At 60.8% G+C, this 19,720-nt stretch carries 17 protein-coding genes; 12 read left to right on the forward strand and 5 right to left on the reverse strand.

Annotation, left to right across the window (positions count from 1 at the left end; translation table 11 throughout):
* Position 1: 1 nt before the first annotated feature.
* Together C3Y15_RS03935 and C3Y15_RS03940 are read right to left on the reverse strand one after the other, a co-directional pair.
* Positions 2-1,975: a hypothetical protein gene (locus tag C3Y15_RS03935; protein WP_243860181.1), complete on the reverse strand. Its 1,974-nt coding sequence runs from the start codon at positions 1,973-1,975 to the stop codon at positions 2-4.
* Complete coding sequence (locus tag C3Y15_RS03940; protein ID WP_124259778.1) at positions 1,972-2,613, reverse strand: hypothetical protein; 642 nt, start codon at positions 2,611-2,613, stop codon at positions 1,972-1,974. Before C3Y15_RS03940 ends, C3Y15_RS03935 begins: the two co-directional genes overlap by 4 nt.
* Between C3Y15_RS03940 and C3Y15_RS03945 the strand changes: the two genes are divergently transcribed.
* The 4 genes from C3Y15_RS03945 to C3Y15_RS03970 all read left to right on the forward strand — a co-directional run bounded on the left by C3Y15_RS03945 (position 2,612) and on the right by C3Y15_RS03970 (position 7,639).
* A complete protein-coding gene (locus C3Y15_RS03945; RefSeq protein ID WP_124259779.1) occupies positions 2,612-2,824 on the forward strand; it encodes a hypothetical protein in 213 nt (70 codons plus the stop codon). The genes C3Y15_RS03940 and C3Y15_RS03945 overlap by 2 nt on opposite strands.
* 380 nt (positions 2,825-3,204) lie before the next feature.
* Positions 3,205-5,328: a phage integrase family protein gene (locus tag C3Y15_RS03955; protein WP_124259781.1), complete on the forward strand. Its 2,124-nt coding sequence runs from the start codon at positions 3,205-3,207 to the stop codon at positions 5,326-5,328.
* A 560-nt stretch (positions 5,329-5,888) separates the two neighbouring features.
* The gene (gene parA, locus C3Y15_RS03965) at positions 5,889-6,572 is read left to right on the forward strand and encodes a ParA family partition ATPase (RefSeq protein ID WP_011875473.1); all 684 of its coding nucleotides are present in this window, start codon (positions 5,889-5,891) and stop codon (positions 6,570-6,572) included.
* Entirely contained in the window at positions 6,569-7,639 is a 1,071-nt protein-coding gene (locus C3Y15_RS03970; protein ID WP_059475365.1) for a ParB/RepB/Spo0J family partition protein, read from the forward strand. Before parA ends, C3Y15_RS03970 begins: the two co-directional genes overlap by 4 nt.
* Positions 7,640-8,209: 570 nt before the next feature.
* Here the strand turns inward: C3Y15_RS03970 and C3Y15_RS03975 are convergent.
* Positions 8,210-8,929: a serine protease gene (locus C3Y15_RS03975; RefSeq protein WP_166677034.1), complete on the reverse strand. Its 720-nt coding sequence runs from the start codon at positions 8,927-8,929 to the stop codon at positions 8,210-8,212.
* A gap of 335 nt (positions 8,930-9,264) precedes the next feature.
* Positions 9,265-10,710, reverse strand: a complete 1,446-nt coding sequence (locus C3Y15_RS03980) for an IS1182 family transposase (RefSeq protein ID WP_059475717.1) — start codon at positions 10,708-10,710, stop codon at positions 9,265-9,267.
* Between the two features lie 85 nt (positions 10,711-10,795).
* On the opposite strand from C3Y15_RS03980, the gene C3Y15_RS03985 reads away from it, so the two are divergent.
* Positions 10,796-11,047 (forward strand): hypothetical protein, encoded by a 252-nt coding sequence (locus tag C3Y15_RS03985; RefSeq protein ID WP_081054267.1) that lies wholly within the window; start codon positions 10,796-10,798, stop codon positions 11,045-11,047.
* 98 nt (positions 11,048-11,145) lie between these two features.
* Here C3Y15_RS03985 and C3Y15_RS03990 read toward each other — a convergent pair whose 3' ends face one another.
* Complete coding sequence (locus C3Y15_RS03990; RefSeq protein WP_124259784.1) at positions 11,146-12,027, reverse strand: replication initiation protein; 882 nt, start codon at positions 12,025-12,027, stop codon at positions 11,146-11,148.
* Positions 12,028-13,806: 1,779 nt separating this feature from the next.
* On the opposite strand from C3Y15_RS03990, the gene C3Y15_RS04000 reads away from it, so the two are divergent.
* From C3Y15_RS04000 to C3Y15_RS04030, 7 genes are read left to right on the forward strand one after another with little or no spacing between them, the layout of a single operon-like run.
* Complete coding sequence (locus C3Y15_RS04000) at positions 13,807-14,523, forward strand: type IV secretion system protein (protein WP_059475357.1); 717 nt, start codon at positions 13,807-13,809, stop codon at positions 14,521-14,523.
* Positions 14,520-15,395, forward strand: coding sequence for a TrbG/VirB9 family P-type conjugative transfer protein (locus C3Y15_RS04005; protein ID WP_124259786.1), 876 nt, complete (start codon positions 14,520-14,522; stop codon positions 15,393-15,395). The genes C3Y15_RS04000 and C3Y15_RS04005 overlap by 4 nt, the downstream gene beginning before the upstream one ends.
* An 8-nt stretch (positions 15,396-15,403) precedes the next feature.
* The gene (locus tag C3Y15_RS04010) at positions 15,404-16,666 is read left to right on the forward strand and encodes a TrbI/VirB10 family protein (protein WP_124259787.1); all 1,263 of its coding nucleotides are present in this window, start codon (positions 15,404-15,406) and stop codon (positions 16,664-16,666) included.
* Positions 16,659-17,465 (forward strand): transglycosylase SLT domain-containing protein, encoded by an 807-nt coding sequence (locus tag C3Y15_RS04015; RefSeq protein WP_059896540.1) that lies wholly within the window; start codon positions 16,659-16,661, stop codon positions 17,463-17,465. Before C3Y15_RS04010 ends, C3Y15_RS04015 begins: the two co-directional genes overlap by 8 nt.
* Complete coding sequence (locus C3Y15_RS04020) at positions 17,462-18,742, forward strand: TrbG/VirB9 family P-type conjugative transfer protein (protein ID WP_124259788.1); 1,281 nt, start codon at positions 17,462-17,464, stop codon at positions 18,740-18,742. Before C3Y15_RS04015 ends, C3Y15_RS04020 begins: the two co-directional genes overlap by 4 nt.
* Complete coding sequence (locus C3Y15_RS04025) at positions 18,739-19,164, forward strand: lytic transglycosylase domain-containing protein (RefSeq protein WP_124259789.1); 426 nt, start codon at positions 18,739-18,741, stop codon at positions 19,162-19,164. Before C3Y15_RS04020 ends, C3Y15_RS04025 begins: the two co-directional genes overlap by 4 nt.
* Positions 19,165-19,166: 2 nt before the next feature.
* Complete coding sequence (locus C3Y15_RS04030; RefSeq protein ID WP_124259863.1) at positions 19,167-19,715, forward strand: toxin co-regulated pilus biosynthesis Q family protein; 549 nt, start codon at positions 19,167-19,169, stop codon at positions 19,713-19,715.
* Positions 19,716-19,720: the final 5 nt, after the last annotated feature.

Raw genomic sequence — 19,720 nt, forward strand, 5'->3', positions numbered from 1 at the left:
GTCAATACGTGAATATTGCCGTCAGCCACGGCGTCGGAAGCGCAACGCGTCGCTGTGTGGCTGGCAATGCCGAGACGGTAGCGGCCGAACCTTCGCCGGGCCCGACCGTTGCTGCAAGCTCGTGAGCCTTCGCTCGATCGGTTAGCATGCGCGCGAGATCATTGGCGTCGCGCGTATGCCGCCGCGCCTGCTCCTTCTTGTACGCGAACCAAGCAGCAACCGGATCGCTTCCCTCCCGACAGGCCAGCTTGCGCTGCCGTATCAACGAGAAGATCTCCTGCCGCACGCGGAGTGAATGCGGCGAGAAACACCATGGACGCGCAGCAGTCAGCACACCGAGCTCTGAACCGTCCATGAAAAACGCGTGCAGGTGCCTTATGTCCTTCACATTGAAGTAAATACGCAGTTGCTGGCCGATGAGCCCGGCCATGCTCGACAATAGCCGGCTGTCGTAGCGCACGTACTCGAAATTGATGTGTGGACGTTCACCACGGCTGACGTTACCGCGGATGGTAACGACGCGCGCCTCTTGCAGCAGGCAGAGCGTGCCACGGCGAACAACGGGAAGTGTGCGTAGCAGTTCCTCCCCTTTCGCAAGCTGGAATTGCATCGCCTCAAGCGGCGTGCGCCCACCCAGTCCCGTGTGCGGCTCACCGTTATAGTTGGCGAGGACAACGTCGATCACGTCTTCGAGCTCATCGAGCGTCATCATCACCGACGCGTCCTCACCCACGTCGTTGAGCAACCGCTCAATCGATTGAGGATCTCTTCCTGTCGTGGCCGGCAGTCGGTGTGCGAAGTGTGACGCCAGTTGATCGAAGAAGCGCTCGATGAGCGCACGCTCATTCTTTTGGCCCAGCGGGCCGTTATCCGTCGTACATCCAACGATCGTCGTTAGCCGCTCGAGAGTCGCTTTGGCAAAGTGCGACTTGGCCGCATCGAAACGCAACGTGTTCCAACATGCCCACGCAGTTTGCGGAATCACAGTCGACGGAAATCCACCACCGGGCCTGATTCGCAATGCGGGAATTTTGGACTCGCGCGGACGATGCGGCGTAAGTGTCGCTTGGAGCGCAGCAGCCACATCATCCTTGTTGTACTCGCGTCCGAGTGCGAGACCATACCCGATCACAGCTCGACTCGCTGTGTCCAGCAGAAGGAGAACCCAAATCCGATGTAGGACCAGCAGGGTTTCGAAGCCGAACGGATCGTCGATGCGCAGCGTTAGCCGCACATCGATCTTGTGGCCGTCGAATTCGACCACGTCATACGGATACGTCGCCGGCTTACGCACGGCGCTCGGATCGTCGCGCCACTGATGGCGGACTTGTTGCGCGCCGGCTGCCTTCGAAGCAGAGCCGAAATGTTGATACGTGAGCGTGCGAACATGACGTGCAAGGGACCGCTCGCCGAGATGCTTCTGGTTGAACGGATACTCGTGGCTTTGTATGCCAGCTTGCCGGCATTGCGCAAGAAACGCACCGTGCAATCGGCAAAGTTGCCGATGTACCTCCGTCAACGTCACCTGCTTGCGGCTGCGATCTGCAACTCTGCGCTCAATCCAGTGTGCAATATCCGGGTATCGCCGCAATAGTTGCTGGAAGGCTCCGCTCGCGCCGCTTACGTCGCCCTCGCGACATGAGGTAACGGGTGCGCGACGCTCGTAGGCGCGCGTGTGCCTATAGGGGATCAGCGCTCGGCACCCGAATATGCGGCCGTCCTCATGTCGTGCGACACAGCGCTCGAACATGCGGTAGAGATCGTTGAAGCCGACACCCGTCTGGCGCGTGATTTCGCGTAGCGGCGTATGACCGTCCAAGAACAGCATCATCGCCGTCACGCGCCGCGCCAGTTGCGACCGCGCCTGCTCCGATAACGCGCTCTCGTCAATCGTGGGCCATTGCTGGATATCGGATAGCTCCGCGGGGATTGAGCGGCGATCGAAGTGCAATGCACCGAACGCGATGCTCCTCATCGCGTCACCAGTACGCTGCGCAGTCCCAGCGACTGCGTAGCGAGCGTCGGACAGTACAACGCGTCGCTGAGGACCAACTTGAACGCGGCCGCACGTGAGACCGTAGGATCGAGCGGTGCCAGGCGATGCTCGAGCTGGCTCAACGTCAGTCCGTCTCGGCAGGCTCCCAAGATGTCAGGTGCGACAACATCGCAGCACTCGTACGCGCTCGCGGCAAGGTAGCGCAGCATTGTTAGCCGGTTTCGACGCAGCAACTCGGGATCGTCGAGCTCGTCCGGGTGTAGGATCCTTAACACCATCGAATGGGATCTGCTCCAGGCTTCGAAAGCCGGAAATGGTGTCCCGCTCATCGCAACCGCAGCCACCTCGCTGCGACGCAAAACGATCATCAATATCTCCTGCCCTTCCTCACCGACCCAGAAATCCACTGCCCGCGTCGGCCGGGTATCAGGAATTCGCAGCGGCCGTTCGCAGTATGTGGTCACTCGCGAGTTGGCCTCCAAGCGCAGCCAGAGGTGAAAAGCGTTCAAACCATACAGCGTCAGCGGACGACCGACCTTTGGACCAAAGACATCGAACCGATGCACCCCAAACGGACGTGCATCGTTGACTGCCCTTCGGAAACGTGGTGGGATCATGATCGCTCCGGTCGATTTTCCAGTTGTAGTACAAAAGCACCGGGACGGCGGATATTCGGCCGCACAAAAGGAGCGGAGCGTCTTGCACGCCGACAGAAACATCACTACAAAATACGTATCAACCAATACATTTGATTTGATCGATCAGGCGACCCGCCTTGAGAGTGTGGTTTTCGTTGATCGTCCATTCCCGGAACGCGTCTCACCGTGAAACATCGCGGAAAATTCCCTCGTGAAAATCCATGAATCCCAGTCTGGGTATGGTTTTCGCTGATCTACTCAAGGGTGCGAGGTTGTTTCACGCTGTCTGCACGTAATACCGTCGGCTACCGCGAGTTTTCAGCATTTCACTTCGGTTCCGCGAGATTTCCGACTTTCGCTTCCGACCAAACCGAAGAGAAAATCACTGCGCCGCTCCGTTGATAGACGGGACGGCCCTCGGTCAGTGCTTCCACTTTTACTTCCACCAACGGGTCAGGCACACAAGATCCGCGAACCAGCGTGATCGGCGCATCGTCGAGCGGCCGTCTGACACCGCCGCACCGATCTGTATCAAACAACACGATTTCCGTATTTCGACAGGACTCGCGCATGAAGCTGACCGGCGACATTGAAGAGGTGGTGTTTCACGAAGTCGCTGGCACGCCCGCGCCGGCCAGCAGCCCGCACCCGGACGGCCGCGCCCGGCGGCGGCCGCCGCGCGCCGCGCCCGTCGAACGCCGGATCGGCCTGCAGCACCTGGCGTTCTTCCGCGGCTATCTCGAGGGGCTGGATCTGGCGGAGCTGGCCGACCAGTACCTCGAATTCGGCCGCGACGCGCGCAAGGCGGCGGCGACGCGCACCTGGCTGGTCACCGCGTTCGTCGGCGCGGCCCGCAAGCGCCACGACTTCGCGACCGCCCGGCTGCTGGCGATCCGCCCGGCGGCGCTGGCCGCGCTGGCCGCGCCGGCCGTGCCCACCGTGCCGACGCCGTCGCTGGAGGACTTCGCCGCCGAACACGATCCGGACGGCTTCTACACCGAAAAGGAACTGCTGGACCTGTTTACCGCCCAGCACGCCAGCGACAGTGCTGACGCCGGCGCCACGCTGCGCCGCCAGCAGCGCAACGCACGCCTGCGGGCCCGGCAGATGGCGGCGCTCGACGCGCTCGCGCGCCTGTTGGTCGAGGATCCGCAGCCCGAGCACCACGTACTCGGCTGGTTCGACACGGCCGTGGCGCTGCGCCTGGCCGACGTCGGGATCGACACGATCGGCCGGCTAGTCGCGACCATCAACGCGGTCGGCTACCGCTGGTATCGCTCCGTGCCCCGCCTGGGCGAGATCGGCGCGCGCCGCATCACCGCGTGGCTCGAACACTACGGCGACGTCGACGGCCTGCGGATCGCGACCAACGCGCGGGTTCACCCGTCCGAGCGCACGCTGCCGGTGCCGGCGCTCACGCGAGCGCCCGCCACCGGCATCGTCCCGTTGGAATACTTCCTGATCCCGGCCGACCTCGACGGCTCGCGCGGGGCGAACCGCAATCCGCTCAAGAACAACAGCGGCGCGCACAACGACCTGCAGGCGATCGACTTCTGGCTGGCCGACAACGAGAACCCGCACACCCGCGACAAATACCGCGCCGAGGCCGAACGCCTGCTGCTGTGGGCGATCTTCGCGAAGTGCAAGCCGCTGTCCAGCCTCGACGTGAACGACGCGCGCGACTACATCAACCACTTCCTGGTCGATCCGCAGCCGGCCGCAATGTGGGTGATGGAGCGCGCAATGCCCCGCGCCGACCCGGCGTGGCGCCCGTTTCGTGGCCCGCTGTCGGTCAAGAGCCGCCAGGATGCGCTGGCGGCGCTGAAGAAGTGTTTCGGCGATCTGGTCGCCGCCCAATATCTCGACCACAACGCGTTCACCAAGATCAGGGTGTTTCTCGGCACCGAGCTGGACGCCGCCGGCAACGAGCGAAGGGTCGCCGCGAAACCCCGCATTCAAGCGGAACGCAGCCTGACGAAGGAGGCCTGGGCGTTCGCGATGCGCGTGCTCGACGCGCTGCCCGACTCGGCCTCGGCGGCTCGCCTGCGCTTCGTGCTCGCCTTCGCGTACAGCACGGGGCTGCGCCGCGCGGAGCTGTGCGGTGCGTTCACCGACGACATCGTGCAACGCTACGCCGGCGCCGAACTCGGCACGATTCACCTGCTGCGGGTGGTCGGCAAGGGCGCGAAGGAGCGCTTCGTGCCACTGGTGCCAGCCGTGCTCGACGCGCTCGGCGACTACCTCGTGACGCGCGGCTTCCCGCTCGATCCGCTGGCCTGCCCCCTGGGCACCCCGCTCATCCCCGCGCTGCTCGACAACCGCGAGATTGGTCGAGTGCGCCGCGAGGCTGCGGCGTCAGGCGCCGATCCGGATGCAGCGGTGGCGGCCCTCACTCGCCGCGACCGGCCGGTCCATCCCGACCGGCTCTACCGCGCGGTGAAACGATTCTTCGCGACTGCGACCGAAGCCGCTATGCGGGAGGACTCGCCGCACGCACGCGCGTTCAGCGCGGCCAGCCCGCACTGGCTGCGGCACACCTTCGTGTCGCATGCGCTCGCGAACGGCATGAGCCTCGAGAGCGCGCGGAATTTTGCGGGCCACGACTCACTCGATACCACGTCGATCTACGCGACCGCAGAGCTTGGCCGTCAGTATCGCGAGGCGGAGACCTTCCTTAGTCGAGCCTCTAAATAGTGTTATTGGAGCGAGGCCCCATTCGCGGCGCCCCACCGAAAAGGGCTTCTCCCAGATATTGTCCGAGATTGACCAGCCGGCGCGATCAAACCCCCAGAAAATCCTCGACTTCCTCTGCGAGCCGCAAAAAATCTCCCAGATGATCTGGGACTTACCGCCAGGGCCGACGCGACTCCCGCCACGCCGGCCGACATTCGGTATATAAGATCACCCCCCAAGACCGATCAAAGACTCGTCTTCGACATCGGATCGATCAATTCGTCAGATGGTCTGAGGCGCAATCTCCACGTGGAGATTCCCCGCTGCGCGTGCTATCGATCTACCGCGCTGCTGCCTGCACACCCGGGAATCTCCACGTGGAGACCCTCGCAGGAGACTGTCGACATACTTCTTGAAATTAACAACAAACCGTCTATACTTTATAACACACAACGCTTTTATACACATCACTACGATGTGTCGCTCGATCTCCACGTGGAGATCGGCGTCAGCCCAAACTCCAATCTCCACGTGGAGATCGGTGATGGGAATCGAATGCCCTGATACAGTCCGGAGGCGAGATGGGTCTAGTATTCGCTGTTGCAAACCAGAAGGGTGGGACCGGGAAAACGACCACGACAATTAATCTGGCTGGGGCTTTCCATGCTGCCGGTTATAAGCCACTTGTCGCAGATGCTGATGCTCAAAACTCTTGTTTGCGCTGGAACGCCGTCGCGGACGATGGAAATCCGCTTCCGTTCAAAATCGTCAGTGTCGCGAGTCACGGCAAGCAAATAGGAAGTGTCATCACACAATTGGCGGAAGATTCAGAAATCGTGTTGGTGGATTGCCCTCCCAGCATTGAGTCCCCAATCACCGCACGAGTGTTGATGGTCGCCGACGCAACGATCATTCCGACCGATTCGTCACCGCTCGACCTCTGGAGCAGCGAGGGGATGATCCGCTTGGTGGAGCAAACTCGCGCCGTGCAGCCTAATGGGAAGTACGCGATTCTTCTCAACAAGGCGAACCCGAAGACCCAGCTCCATAAGCAGATGAAGGAACTACTTTCGGAAAGCAAAGTTCACCTCTTATCGACCACGATTAAGAATCGAGAAGTCTATAAATTGGCTGCGGCCTTGGGTCGGACTGTATTCGATGTGAAAGGGCTCAGGTCCGACGCCGTGAAACCGGCTCGAAACGAGGTCGCAGCGCTACTTGAGGAACTGATCGCCTTTTACAACACCGAGGAAGATGCAGAATGAGTAGGAAGCTCGACCTAAAAAGCAAAGTGCGTGTCGGCATGAATGCGGAGCGTTCCGACGTTGACGCACGCCTGAAAAATTCCGGTGTTGTCGAAACTGCCCAGTCGGACGCCGCCCACATCCTGGAGCCCGACTCCCGCGCTGTGAGCGATGAGAAGCCCACACCGATCGTTGACGCTTCAATAGAACGACCGGGCGATCAACGGATCCACATCCTTTCGATCGCCGATTGCATCGGAAATCCGTACAATCCTCGCGCCTTCTACAGCCCTCAGAGCATCGATGCTCTTGCTGCGACGCTTGACCGAGAAGAACAACTTCAGCCGATTATTTTCACGGAATTGCCGGAGTTTCCCGGTAAAAAGATTATTGTCGACGGAGAACGACGCAAGCGGGCTCTGAAGAGTTTGGGGCGCACCACCGTCCTGGGCGTCTATCGCGGCAACCTTTCGCCGAAATCTCTGTTCATGTTGGCGTACAGGGCAAACAAGGAACGGGACGATCAGACGGTGTTCGACGACGCCGTTTCGTGGCAGCGCCTCTTGAACGAGCATGTCTATCGGGACCAGCTCGAATTGGCCGCGGCGGTAGGCGAAGACAAGGGAGTGGTCAATAAGGTTCTTCTGCTCAACACTTTGCCGATGCCGCTGCTGCAACGGATGGTCGACAACGCTGACAAGGTTAAGCTCTCGCATGCCTACAACATCAAGCTCATATGCGACAAGGCGGGCGAGGCGGTAGCCGAACACTGGCTCGACCAGGTGATCGCCGGTCAGGCATCTGTCCGAAAACTCGAACAAGTCGCGACCAGCGAGAAAACCGCCGCGCGAGGCGCAAAGAGGACTCACTATGAGTCGCGGGTCAAGTTTGCCTCACCAAGTGGTTTCGAACTTGGAGAACTGAAGGCGTTCGCCGACGGCAGAGCCGAGTTGAACCTGAAGGGGATAAAGGGCGAAGCGCAAGAGCGCCTGATCGACAAGTTGACTGCGGTCGTACAATCTTGGGCGCTCGAGCTGCAGGCGGACGACGTCGACCTACCACCTCGCGCTACGCAGTCAGCAGCGTAAGCGAGCCGCCGCTTTACCGGCCGCTCGGGCTAGAATGCCTGAGCGGCGTAACGAAAAACCTCCTGGCCTCTCCACATGATTTACGTGCGTAAGTCGGGACCTGATCTGTCAGTCAGCGTCAGATCAGGTCTGAGAGTGGTTCGCCGTCGCTTCATCAAGGGCCGTGATCGACCCACTCCGGTCAGACGACCGTCTCCAAAGCGGTCAGACGGTCGAATTCAGGTTTTGCGAACTAGAGCGCCATAAAGCGGCCGTTAGCGACCTCACCCGATCGGCCAGAAGCGGACATTCGACGCGGTGTCCGCATAGCAGCTGTTTGGCGGTAGAGTGACGCCGCCACGATGGCGGCGAGGCTATGATCGCGATTCAAATCTGCTCGATATCGGCACGCTCACGTTCAAATTAGCCGCTCACGTTCAAATTAGCGCCACTCCCGCCGTTCTTGCTTGTCGGGTCGATGTCCGGTAAACGATCGGGCCATCTATTGTGGGCTGGTCCAGCGTGCCGCTAACGCTTGGTCTTATGTAGTTCGTCGAATGAAGGAGCGGGGCGAAGTGGCTTTGCTTCCGGTCAGATTCGCGCCTCTTCGATGATCGTGCGCCCGAGTACCGCCGGCGCCCAATGTCGAAACGCCTCTTCGCGAACAGCATACGGCACTTCCCGAACTACGGGCATTCCACCAACATGCACTTCTGTGCGACGCTCAACAGAGTAAATTCCGACCAAGGCCCAGGTCTTTTGCGCACCGCGGAGGCGCTTAGTTTTGTGGATTAGCGGGGCCCCCGAGCAACCAGCACCAGCGATTTCGCTTATCTCAAAGAATTGAGTGCCCCGGACGCCCGGTATTGCATGTGAATAGTTACGCCGAATATATCCTGTCGTGTAGACGAGATCCGGCCGGTAAATTGCGCCGGGATCGAACTGCGCATCCTCCGGATATCCCCAGCAGTCATAGTGCAGAGAGGCGCCTTGCCACTCACCATCGCACTCGATGATGCTAGACCATTGCCCTTCGATCTTCAAAACAGCTACGTCAACGTTATCGCAAAGCTCTCTTTCCTGGACGACATGGGCCGCCCACTCGTTATTAGTATCGACGTACAACACCGCGAGAGTCTCATCTTGGTGGCCCTCGATGACGTGTCGCGCAGTCAGCAGCACACCGCGAGAGCCGATGTTAAACGCTGTCCCCAGAAAGCCGGTGCTGCGAAAACCGTTCGGCTCACGGACTACCGTGATTACCGGTACGACGTAGTCTCGGACCATGCCACGCTGATGCGAATGACTCATGTTCATGCCGTTGTTTTGCGGTGAGTGTTGTGCTTACCTACAAATTATCTCATTTTCTCGGAACAATCTTCATGCCGCCTGATTCCGTCGTTGAGGTACTCGCATAGGTTAACGCTTCGACCAGATGCCGCTCGTTGAGTGGTGGTGAACGTCCGCTTTCGTATGGGTCGACTGTCCTTTTTGGGTCGAGGCTGTGTGGAAACGCGAAACGCAGAGTTGCCGGGGCATAGATTCCGTGCTGCATCGTCGCAGCAATTCGATAGGCCACGAATGCTGGTGTAATTTCAATCCTCGTTGCGGACCGCGTACAGCTTATACGGCGAATTTTGGGTGCTTCACGCACCCACCAGCCTCATGGCCTTCATGGTTTTCGCGAACCCAAGTATCGCTATTACGCGCTTGAGGTTGTACGCCAGCACATGCAGACTCATTTCGGTGCTCACATTGGCAAGCCGACGAGTCAGGAAGTGCGTGTAGCCCATCCAGTGTTTGAACGTCCCGAACACGTGCTCGACAGTCCGCCTTCGCACCGTCATCGCATCCGGCATTCTGTCCAGCCTTCGCTGCGCAGCTTCCAGTACTGACTCGTGTTCCCAGCGCGTAATCCGCCGGTAGTCGCTTGGCGTACATTGCGGCTTCAGTGCGCAACCAATGCATGCACTACTCCAATAGCGGCGCAGATACATGCCATGTTCCAGACCGGTAAATCGGTAGATCGCACGTTGCCCGGCCGGGCACTGGTATTCGTCATCTCGGGCGATGTAGATAAAGTCTGCACGATCAAAGCGACCGTGAGCCTTTGCGCTTGACGTCGTGGTCCTAGGCAGAATGGCTGCGATACCAGCATCCTCGCAGGCCTTTATCTGTGGACCACTGTAATACCCTCGATCAGCGATAGCCTTCAATCTGGTTTTGCCCATGGCGTCACGAGCAGCTTGTGCCATCGGGCTGAGCTGTGCCCGATCACTGCCGGCATTTGTGACCTCGTGAGCAACGATGAGATGGTGTTTGGAATCTACGGCTACCTGCACGTTGTAGCCCACAATCCCCGAGCCACGACCGCTTGTCGCCATGGAGCGAGCATCGGGATCAGTCAGCGAGATCTGCCCATCAGGCAGCGTCTTCAACTCTTCTTTGACCTGCTCGAGGTGGCGCATTTGCCCTTGTAATTGAGCAATTTTCTCTCGCAGCCGAGTTGTCTTCGCTTCCACCTCGGGAGGTTGGGTCCGATCAGCCGTTTCCAGTGCACTGAGATAGCGTTGGATACTTTCCTCAATTTGCTGCTGCCGCTTGTCGATCTTGCCAGTCGTAAAGTTGCGGTCACGCGTATTGGATGCCTTGAACTTGCTTCCATCGATGGCGACCAACGCTTGAGAGAACAACTTGAGATCGCGGCACAAAACGACAAACCTGCTACAAACTTTGCGAATGCCTGTGCCGTTGTTTCGCCGAAAGTCCGCTATGGTCTTGAAGTCTGGCGCCAAGCGGCCCGTAAGCCACATGAGCTCAATATTGCGTTGGCATTCGCGTTCCAGGCGGCGGCTCGATTGAATCCGGTTCAGGTAGCCGTAGATGTATATCTTCAGCAGCACTGCGGGATGGTAGGAGGGGCGGCCCGTTGATGATGGCGTAACGCCAACGAAACCGAGCGCTTCTAGCGCCAGTTCTTCGACAAAGGCCTCGACGATCCTGACCGGGTTGTCCTCGGCAACGAAATCGTCCAGGCATTCGGGCAACAACGTCACCTGCTTCCGGTCGTCACCTTCAACGAATCGCTTCAATTGTTCCTCCGACCTTGAAGTGCTGACCGAAGTTTAGGAGATCACGTGAGAGAATGAAGGCTCATTTTCATCGACGAGAACGCACGTGGATCTCCATGTGATCTATACACGAAGTGATCGAATTCTTCTGTCGCGCCGCCGATATGAATCGTGGCGACAGATCCAAGATGAGATCGCTGATTACGTGACCTCGCTGGGCCCTTGGTCGCCCGAGGATACGGTTGCATACCTCGGCTACGAGCATCTTGGGCTCGCCCCGAGTGCGGCCGAACAGGTCGCCACACTATTGGCCTCTGCCGATCCCATCATCGAACTCAAATTCGGGCCAAGCGCCTAGCTCGTGTTTTCACACAGCCTCGGTCGATAACGGCCCCTGAAAGCAATCTCAGGCCTCATCTGACGCCGACCGAAAGATCAGGTCTTGACTGACGCACGTCAGCTTTCGGCAGTTGCTGCCGCACCTGATTCTTCAAAGGGCAGTTCGCCATCCAGCGCTAGGCGGCTTTGAGGATTCTGAACAAACTTGAAATCGAGCGAATTCACAGCGCGGCCGAGCTTCACCGGTGTCCAGGAAATCACAAGATCCGCCTTAGCGTTCAGTTCGTTCACGGCGGTTTCAATCACCCGACGCTTGATGTCAGCAAAGCGGTACGTCGTGGGAATTTCAAGCACGTGCCGGAAATCGTCCAACGTAATCAGGAGCCGGCCACGATCCCGCTCTCGCATCAACAGTTCGAGCAGCCGCCACGAGTAAAGTGATTGTAGCCCGCGCGCAAACTCAAGTTGATACGAGACGAACCGCCGCTGGAGCATGAAAATATGGGGCGTTAGATCCGGAGAAAAGGAAACTTCTGCCCATCCTTCTCGTTCGTGGTAAACCGCCTTCCAAACCCAATTCAGCACCACCTTCCGCGGGCCGTCCATATACGTCAATTGGCGTTTTTGAAGACTCGCACAGCCTTCCTTCAGCCCCTCATACGCAGCGGTCGCCTGCTTCTCGCCGGACCGCGGAGCAAGTGCTGCTAGGGCGGCGAACTCATCGGCTCGAACACGAACACTCACATAGCCGTTACCCTTACCATGCAAGTAGGGTGACTTCGTGCTGTCTATGCAACGCAGAGCCGCCATCATGACTCGCTTCTCGTTGAGGGTTAGTCCTTGCTGCGCATTGACGAGCGCTCGGCTCATGGCAACAGTACCCCGTACGCGACCATCACCGTCCAGAGGCGGTTCGTCCAACGGCTCGATCTGGAAGGGTTCAATCGCAACGATCTCGACCTGAGCCGGCTCAGGCTGTTTTTTTGCCTTTTTGTTCACAAAGGTGACCTTCAGCGGGAAGTGTCACAATTATAAAGTGACATGCTCAAGGTGCAAGTCACCATTGTGGATAACGGTCGAAATTTGTCACCGCCGGCCCGCTTTGTGTCTACTTAGGGTCGGATTGCGTCACCTCTAGGTCGGTAAACGTCACAGTTTCCTGACTGTGACGTCCGGCAAAGCCTTAGCTGACAAGCCTGTGCGAGGCGCGGCACAGCGTTTACAAAAGGTTTTACAAACGGTTCTACAAACTGTCTTACAAAGAGCACCGTTAGAAAGTTGCTTCTTAACAACAAAACCCATCCCTACACCGACCTCCAGCGTTCGCTACGCGGCTGAAAAGTGACATTTTCCGACCTCAACACGCCTGCGCGACCTTCAATCCACTTCCGATTGGTCGCAAAGACGGCTTTGCCGGAACAAAAAGTGACGCTTTCCGACCTCGCCGACCAATAGATACTAAGTACTCACTCATCTTTGACCGAATAGGTGCCGATTTCGACGACGGACCGAATCGCGGGGTCGGAAAATGTCACCTTTGCCGCGAACTAGGACGGCCAGTCCTATGACGCGGGCGGCTCATCGTAGGAGAATCTATCGCAGCAGGTCGGAAAAAGTCATAGGACGGACAAGGCCTTAGGTCGGAAAACGTCACTTTTGGCGCGAATGACGAATGCGAAAGGAGGAGCAGGGCTTCGGACTTCGGGTCGGAATATGTCACTTCTCAAAACACCGACGGGTCGGAATTTGTCACCATCAGATCCGCGTGCTCGTCGGGTCGTGTCACCTTTACGAACAGGGGCACCGGGTCGGAAAACGTCACTTTTGCGCCTTCCGGTCGGGAGGTCGGAATTTGTCACTATTCATGGGAAGCGAGTAGGTCGAAAGAAGTCACCTTTGGGTGACTGTAGCTTCGGGTCGGAAAATGTCACCTCAATAGACCTTGGGTCGGAAACCGTCACCGTTGCGGTGGGCAACTGATTTCGCGCTGGTAGTCTGCCGCGAGCACTAGGTCGGATAATGTCACCGATCGTGTGGCGACTCATTCGAGGTCGGAACCTGTCACCTGCTCGGCAGATACCGTCAGCGTCTGCGCGGAAGGACCGACGGAAGGAGCCTGCGGGGCTCGCCCCGGCATAGAGCCGGGATGAGTCGCTTCGGTGGGTTCCTGCTGCTTGAGGAATTACCGCACCGCTCAGTTCACAGGCGCCATGGGCGTGTCCCGACTTGCTCAGGCCGGACTTCGCCCGAACGTTTCTGCCCGGTGCCTCGGTGCTGCCTAACTCCGACTTGGACATATTGCCGTGGCCCTCGCCCACGGAGTCTCGCTCCTGTAGGCACTGCCTATAACATACGGATGGCGCAACAATAAGCGAAATGTGGAGGTATATCGTACGGTTTGTTGCTGAAATAGAAATACAGACAGTAACCGGTTAAGCCCAATGGCACCTCCTTCGCGAAGCAAAAATGCTCCCAAGTAACTGATTTTACGGTACTTATGACGCGCCCCTATGTTGCCGGGTGGCGTGCAATTTGTGCAATGCATGTGGTAGGGGCAATAAACCGGCTCTATAGGGAATAACCGCTAGAAAATCCCAGAAAGCTGCATAATTTCGAGGGGCTTTTCGGCTGAAGGGGCGTAACCGGTTAAGCCCCTGGCCGATCGATTTCGTCCCCGGCGCTTTTTGCTAGAAAGCCTCCCTAAATCACCCCTCTTTTGCCGGGATGGGGCGCCCCCCGCGCTGTTTCAATGGACTCCGTCCTATTGGAACCTCCGCGATGCGTTTCTCCCGACTCTTTCCGCTCAGCAAGAAACAGGTGGCCTTGTCGCCTGCGCCTGGCTTCTACTCGAACGAAGATCCCGAGCAGGTGATCTTCGATCAGTCCACACGGCTGCGCGTGGAAGCGAACCATTGGAAGACGTTCTGCTTCATCCTGGTGTTCGTCGCGGGCGGGGCGGTCTATACGCGCAACCCGGCGCCGTCGGTCGTCAAGGCCTATGGCGTGTCCTCGGATGCGGGCGGCCATCCAGTGGTCACGCAGCTGACTGCCTACAACCCGGACGATCAAACCAAGCGTACCTCGCTGCGCGAGACGGTCGAGCGCTGGTTCACGATCGAGCCGGTGCTGAGCGACGACATTCAGCAGTCGCGGATGGCGAAGAACATCAACGCGGTCAAGAGCCAGATGACCGGCAACGCCCGGAACCAGTTCGGCGATTGGCTCAAGACCGACGCACCGTTCCAGCAGATCACCGCCAATCCGAAGCTCGTCCGCGAGGTGAAGGTGACCAACGTGTCGCTGCTCGAGGACTCCACCGCTGTCGTTGAATTCACGACATCCACCACGCAGTCTCCGTCCGACAAGCCGATCGTGCAGCGCTTCGCGCTGACGATCCGCTACCAGATCGTGCCTCCGACCCAGGAGGACGCCCTCGGCTCCAACCCCTTCGGGATTTACTTCCCGTTCTTCACTCTGCAGAAGACCGCGGCATGATTCGATCACGAACCTTCCATCCTTGGGGCGCGCTCGCACTGGTCGTGCTGGCGACCCATGCGCTCGCCGCAAAGCAACCCCCAGCGTTGCCGCCCGCACCGAATTTCGATGTGGGCAACATCATCGGCGACCCGATGAGCCCGGTGAACCCGTACAACGCAGGTACCGATCCGATCACGATGCCGGGCGATGCACGCATGGCAGTATTCCCGTACAGCCGCGACCAGATCTTCCGGGTCATGACCGCGCCGCTGAAGCTGACGACGATCGAGCTGGGGCGCGGCGAAACGCTGACGGCCGATCCGGCGATGGGCGACTCGATTCAGTGGGTCATCGATACCGATGGCGCTAACCATGTGTTCGTGAAACCGATCAAGCCCGGCCTCGTCAACACGCTGCACCTGACAACGAACCAGCGCGAGTACGACATGACCCTCGTCTCGTCGCCGGTTGGCGGGCTGTTCTATCAGACCGTGCGCTTCAACTACCCGAATTCGCTGATGGCGAAGGTCCGTGCGCGCGCCGACGGCGCGACTGAAACAAGTGACGATCCGGCCGGCCGGCATTCGGGTGACTCCGGCCCCATCGGCGTGTCGCCGGACAAGCTCAATTTCGACTACACGGTGTCCGGGTCCGGTGCGATCAAGCCGGAAACCGTATTCGACGATGGCAAGTTCATCTGGCTGCGCCTGCCGCCGAACGCCCCGTTCGCGGTACCGGTGGTGCGCGATCACGGCGATCTCGTAAGCCCGAATTTCATTCGTCGCGGCCAATACATCGTGATCCAGCAGCTGGCCGACGAGGTCACGCTGCGCGCGGCGTCCGAGGAAGTAACGGTCAAGCGCGGGCGTCGCGGCCTGCTCGGTTTCTGAGGCGCGAGATGGCGAAACCAACCGAGCCGCTGTCGGCGGATCAGGCCGCGATCGTCAAGGGCAAGGTGCCGCGCAACGCGCTGATCGCCGTCGGCGCGGTCGCGTCCGTCGCGATCGGCGCGATCGGCTTCTACTACCAGCTACAGGAAAGCCACAAGGCTGAACAAGAGGCCCACGAACAGAAGAAGGCGAAGGCGGCTGAAGTCGTCGACAAGAGCAACCGAAGCGACGACGTCGACAAAATCATCGCGGATCAGCAGGCCGATGCCCGCCGTGCGGCGGCAGCGGCGCGTGCCGCGTCGGCGCCCGACGCGCCAGCCAGCGCACCGCGCCCGACTCTGTCGGCGGATGGGTTGGTTCCGGTGGCGCCTACTGAGGACATCAAGGCCAAATCCGACGAGGACGCGATCTATGCGTCGCCCGTGTTCCGTCCTGGCGTCAAGGTCAAGGAAGCCGCCCCGCAACAGGGCTCGCCGAGTGGCATCGTCACTCCGCAGCAGATGCTGCTGCAGCAGGCGGCCGCGCAGGCGGCGGCGATGAATGCGGCCAACTCGCAAGCCGCCCTCGCCACGAAAGCCGGTCAAGCGGGCGGTCCGGTCACGACTCAGCAGCGCGACACCGACTTCATGAAGTCGGTCGGCGCGCAGAGCGAGAGCGGCCGCGACTTCGCGCGCGCCGGATTTGTCGGCCAGTCGCACGGCTGTACGCTGTCGCCCCCCGCGCACATTCCCGTGCTGTCCGTTGAGGGCTTCAACTCGGATCGGCCGGGCACGGCGTCGCTGGTCGTCGAGAAAGACGTGTACGACAGCCTGACCGGCACCTGCCTGATGATCCCGTGGGGCACCACGATCACCGCGCCGTACAGCGCGGACGTCCAACCCGGCCAGGAATCGATTCTGGTTGCGGCGACCGAAATGCGCCTGCCCAACGGCAAGCATGTGCCGTTGTACGGCGCGCAAGGCGCAGACGCCGATGGTACGGCGGGCTTCTCCGGGCACGTCAACACCCACTTCTGGAAGATCTACGGCACGTCATTCCTGACGGCGATTCTGCTGAACCATTTCGAGGGCGGCAATTCGAGCACGACCACAGGCCCGCTTGGCGTCACCCAGGTCAGCAGCACGGCGGGGCAAGTCGCGGCGACCACGGCGCAGTCGGTGTTGGGCCGCTACCAGAACATCCCCCCGACGATCACGGGCAAGCCGGGCGAGCGCCACTTCATGATCAAGGTGAATCGCGACATCACGCTGGAGCCCTACCGCAATGACTAAACGGATTTTCGTCATCGCGGCATTGGCTCTTTCGGCGGCCCGGACGGACGCTGCCGTGATTGCGCAGATCATCAGCCCGACGCATGTCGTGATCGCGCAGGGCGACACGCGCAAGGTCGCGCAGCTCGCCGGCACGCCGGTCTTTTATTGCGGCCTCGCCCCGTTCACCGAGTGGGCCGCGCCGCTGGTTGGGCAACCGGTGCGCAGCACGCCTCAGACCGGTATCACGGTTACCGTCGATGGCCGCGACGTGCCGCTCGAGCAACTGCTGGTCGCGCGCGGCTGGTTGCAGCCGCCGGTGCTAGACGACGAGGCCCAAGCGGCGGTGACGGAGCGCCGCGGCGGATGGGCATGCGCGAGCCCGGTCGAGCCGTTCGAGTTGATGCATACGAGCGTCGATCCCAAAGTGCTGACCGGCATTGCGCTGAACGAGTCCGCCTACGGCGGCCGGGCCTGGCCGTGGACGCTCAATGTAGCCGGACAGGGGCTCTTTTTCCGGACGCGCGCCGACGCGTATCGCGTCATCGAGTCGCTCCTCGCGCGCGGGCGCTGCGATTTCGATGTGGGCCTGATGCAGGTGAACTGGTGCTTTCATGCGCAGCGCTTCGCGTCCGCATGGGATGCGCTCGCACCCGCGACCAACATCCGCGTGGCCGAAGCGATCCTCAACGAGAACTATGCCCGCAGCGGCTCTGTCGCGCAGGCAATCGCGTCCTACCACAGCGCCAACCCGTCCCCCGGCCGTGCGTATCTCGCGCGGTTCGTGCGTCATCTCAACCTGATCGAGGCTGCCCGATGAAGCGCGCCATTACCCAACTCGCCTGCGCGTGCGCGGCGCTCGTCTGGAGCGCCGCGCCTTACGCGGCCAACACCGACCCGTTCGACTTCGATTACGAGATCATCGGTGGGATCGCCGAACGGCCCGCGCTGATCTTCAACGACGGCGCGAAGACCTACATCCAGCCGCGCGCCGGTCAGGTCATCACGGCGGACGGCGGCCACAACGAAGGCCCGTATGTGGTGGTCGACGGGACGCCTCAATCGATCGGCTACAAGGTGGACGGACGCGCGGCGACCGCACACTGGCGCAAGGCGAATCCGTTCATCGGCGGTACCGGCGCGCTGGCCGCGCTGCGCGACGATCAGCCGGCCGGATTCGATGGATTCACCAATCGTCTCGTGCTGATCGGCACGCACGGCAGCCTCGAGCCGGTGCGTCCGCTGCACGCGTCGATGGCGGTCGCGAACGTGGTCAAGGCGCTGGTGCCGCAGGGATGGACCGGTACTGCGCAAAAGGACGTCGATCTGACTGGCGCCGCCGCGTTCGATACGCGAGACGGCGAGAACTGGATGCAGGCGCTCGACCGGCTGATGACGCAGACCGGCCTGTATGCCGACGTCGATTTCAATGCGCGCCATGTCCGGCTGCTGCGCGACGCGCCGAAGTCGGCCGCGCTCAACTATGCGGCGGGCGCGCGTACGGCCGACGAGGGCGGCCTGAACGCCGTCGTCGCGCGCGTTTCCGCGCCCGCGCCCGCCGTGTCGCAACTGGCCGAGCAATTCGGTGCGCAGGCGATCCGCGACGGCGATGACACGCACACGCAGATCCGCTTCGCGGCGCGACCGGGTAAGGACGTCACGTTCCTGACGCCGGACGGCAAGTCGCTGCATCCGGGCTGGGACGGCGCGGCCAATGTGATGACGATCGACCGCGCCGAGCGCTTCGTGGTGGCCGACGCCACCCATCGTGTCGAGGTGATGCGCGAGGCAAAGACCGTGTACGAATTCGACGTGCCGAATCGCGCGCATCTGGAAGCCGTGTTCGACCGGGACGGTCAGACGTATTTCAAGTTCGGCGAGTCGGCCGTGATGATCAACGTGACGGACGCGCGCCACCTCGGGTCCGGCGAGCAGAAGGGCCGCTACTACAAGTTCGACGGCACCGCCGACCAGTTCATCGCGAGCGCCGACGGGAACACCGTCACCGTCACGCGGCGACACGACGTCACCTATCGCGAAGAGACATCGGCGGCTGCCGTGACGACGGCGCAATCCAGCGGGGGCGGCGCATCGTGAGATTCCTTCGTCTGTTCGTTGCGCTGGCCGCGGCCGGCGCGGCTCATTCGAGCTACGCCGACTGCCTCGACGACGCGGCGACGTATCAGCACATCAATCCGAAGCTGGTTCATGCGATCGCCCAGTACGAGTCGCAGATGCGCCCCTCGGCGGTCAATCGCAACGCCAATGGCAGCGAAGACATCGGGCTCATGCAGATCAACTCGGCATGGTTGCCGAAGCTCGCGCAGTACGGCATTCGCCGCGAGCATCTGTTCAATGCCTGCGTCAACGCGTATGTCGGCGCGTGGATTCTAGCGGCGAACATCCGCCAATTCGGACCGAACTGGAAAGCGGTGGGCGCCTACAACGCCACGACGCCATCGAAGCAGCTGGTGTACGCCAGCGCGATCTACCGCCGACTCATGCAACAAGGGTACTGACCATGCAGCTCACATCTCGTCTTCGCGCGATCGCGCGCGTTCTCGTTACCGTTGGGCTCGCCGCATCGGCGATTGGTTCACACGCCGCGATCGAGCCGAAAGCGGCGGCGAGCGCCGACGGCTGGCAGCTTCTCTCTGCCGGCCCGAAGCCGGTTGCGGCGGCCGCGGCCCCCACAACGGCGACCGTGCCCGCTGCATCGGCAACGGCGCTGGCAGGATCGAGTGCGGTCGCGCCGGTGGTGCTCGCAGGCGCGGACGATTCGCCTGCCGCATCGGCCGCAGCGACGGCGCTGACCTTCACGGTTATGCCGCAGGACGTCAATTTGCGTGACGCGCTCGAACGCTGGCTGAAAACCCAAGGCTGGCAGCTCGCGTGGAAGATCGACGACGACCTGCCGCTCGAATTCAACGCGACCTTCACCGGCAATTTCAAGTCCGTCCTCGAACAGGTGATGAAGGCGACGAATCATATGCGTACCCCAACGCGGGCCTGCCGCCATACCAACAACGTGATCCGCGTCATCGCGCGCGCGGGCAACTGCCAGGACTGAGAACC

The sequence above is a fragment of the Burkholderia sp. B10 genome (assembly GCF_004368385.1).
In the GTDB taxonomy this organism is placed as follows: domain Bacteria; phylum Pseudomonadota; class Gammaproteobacteria; order Burkholderiales; family Burkholderiaceae; genus Burkholderia; species Burkholderia vietnamiensis.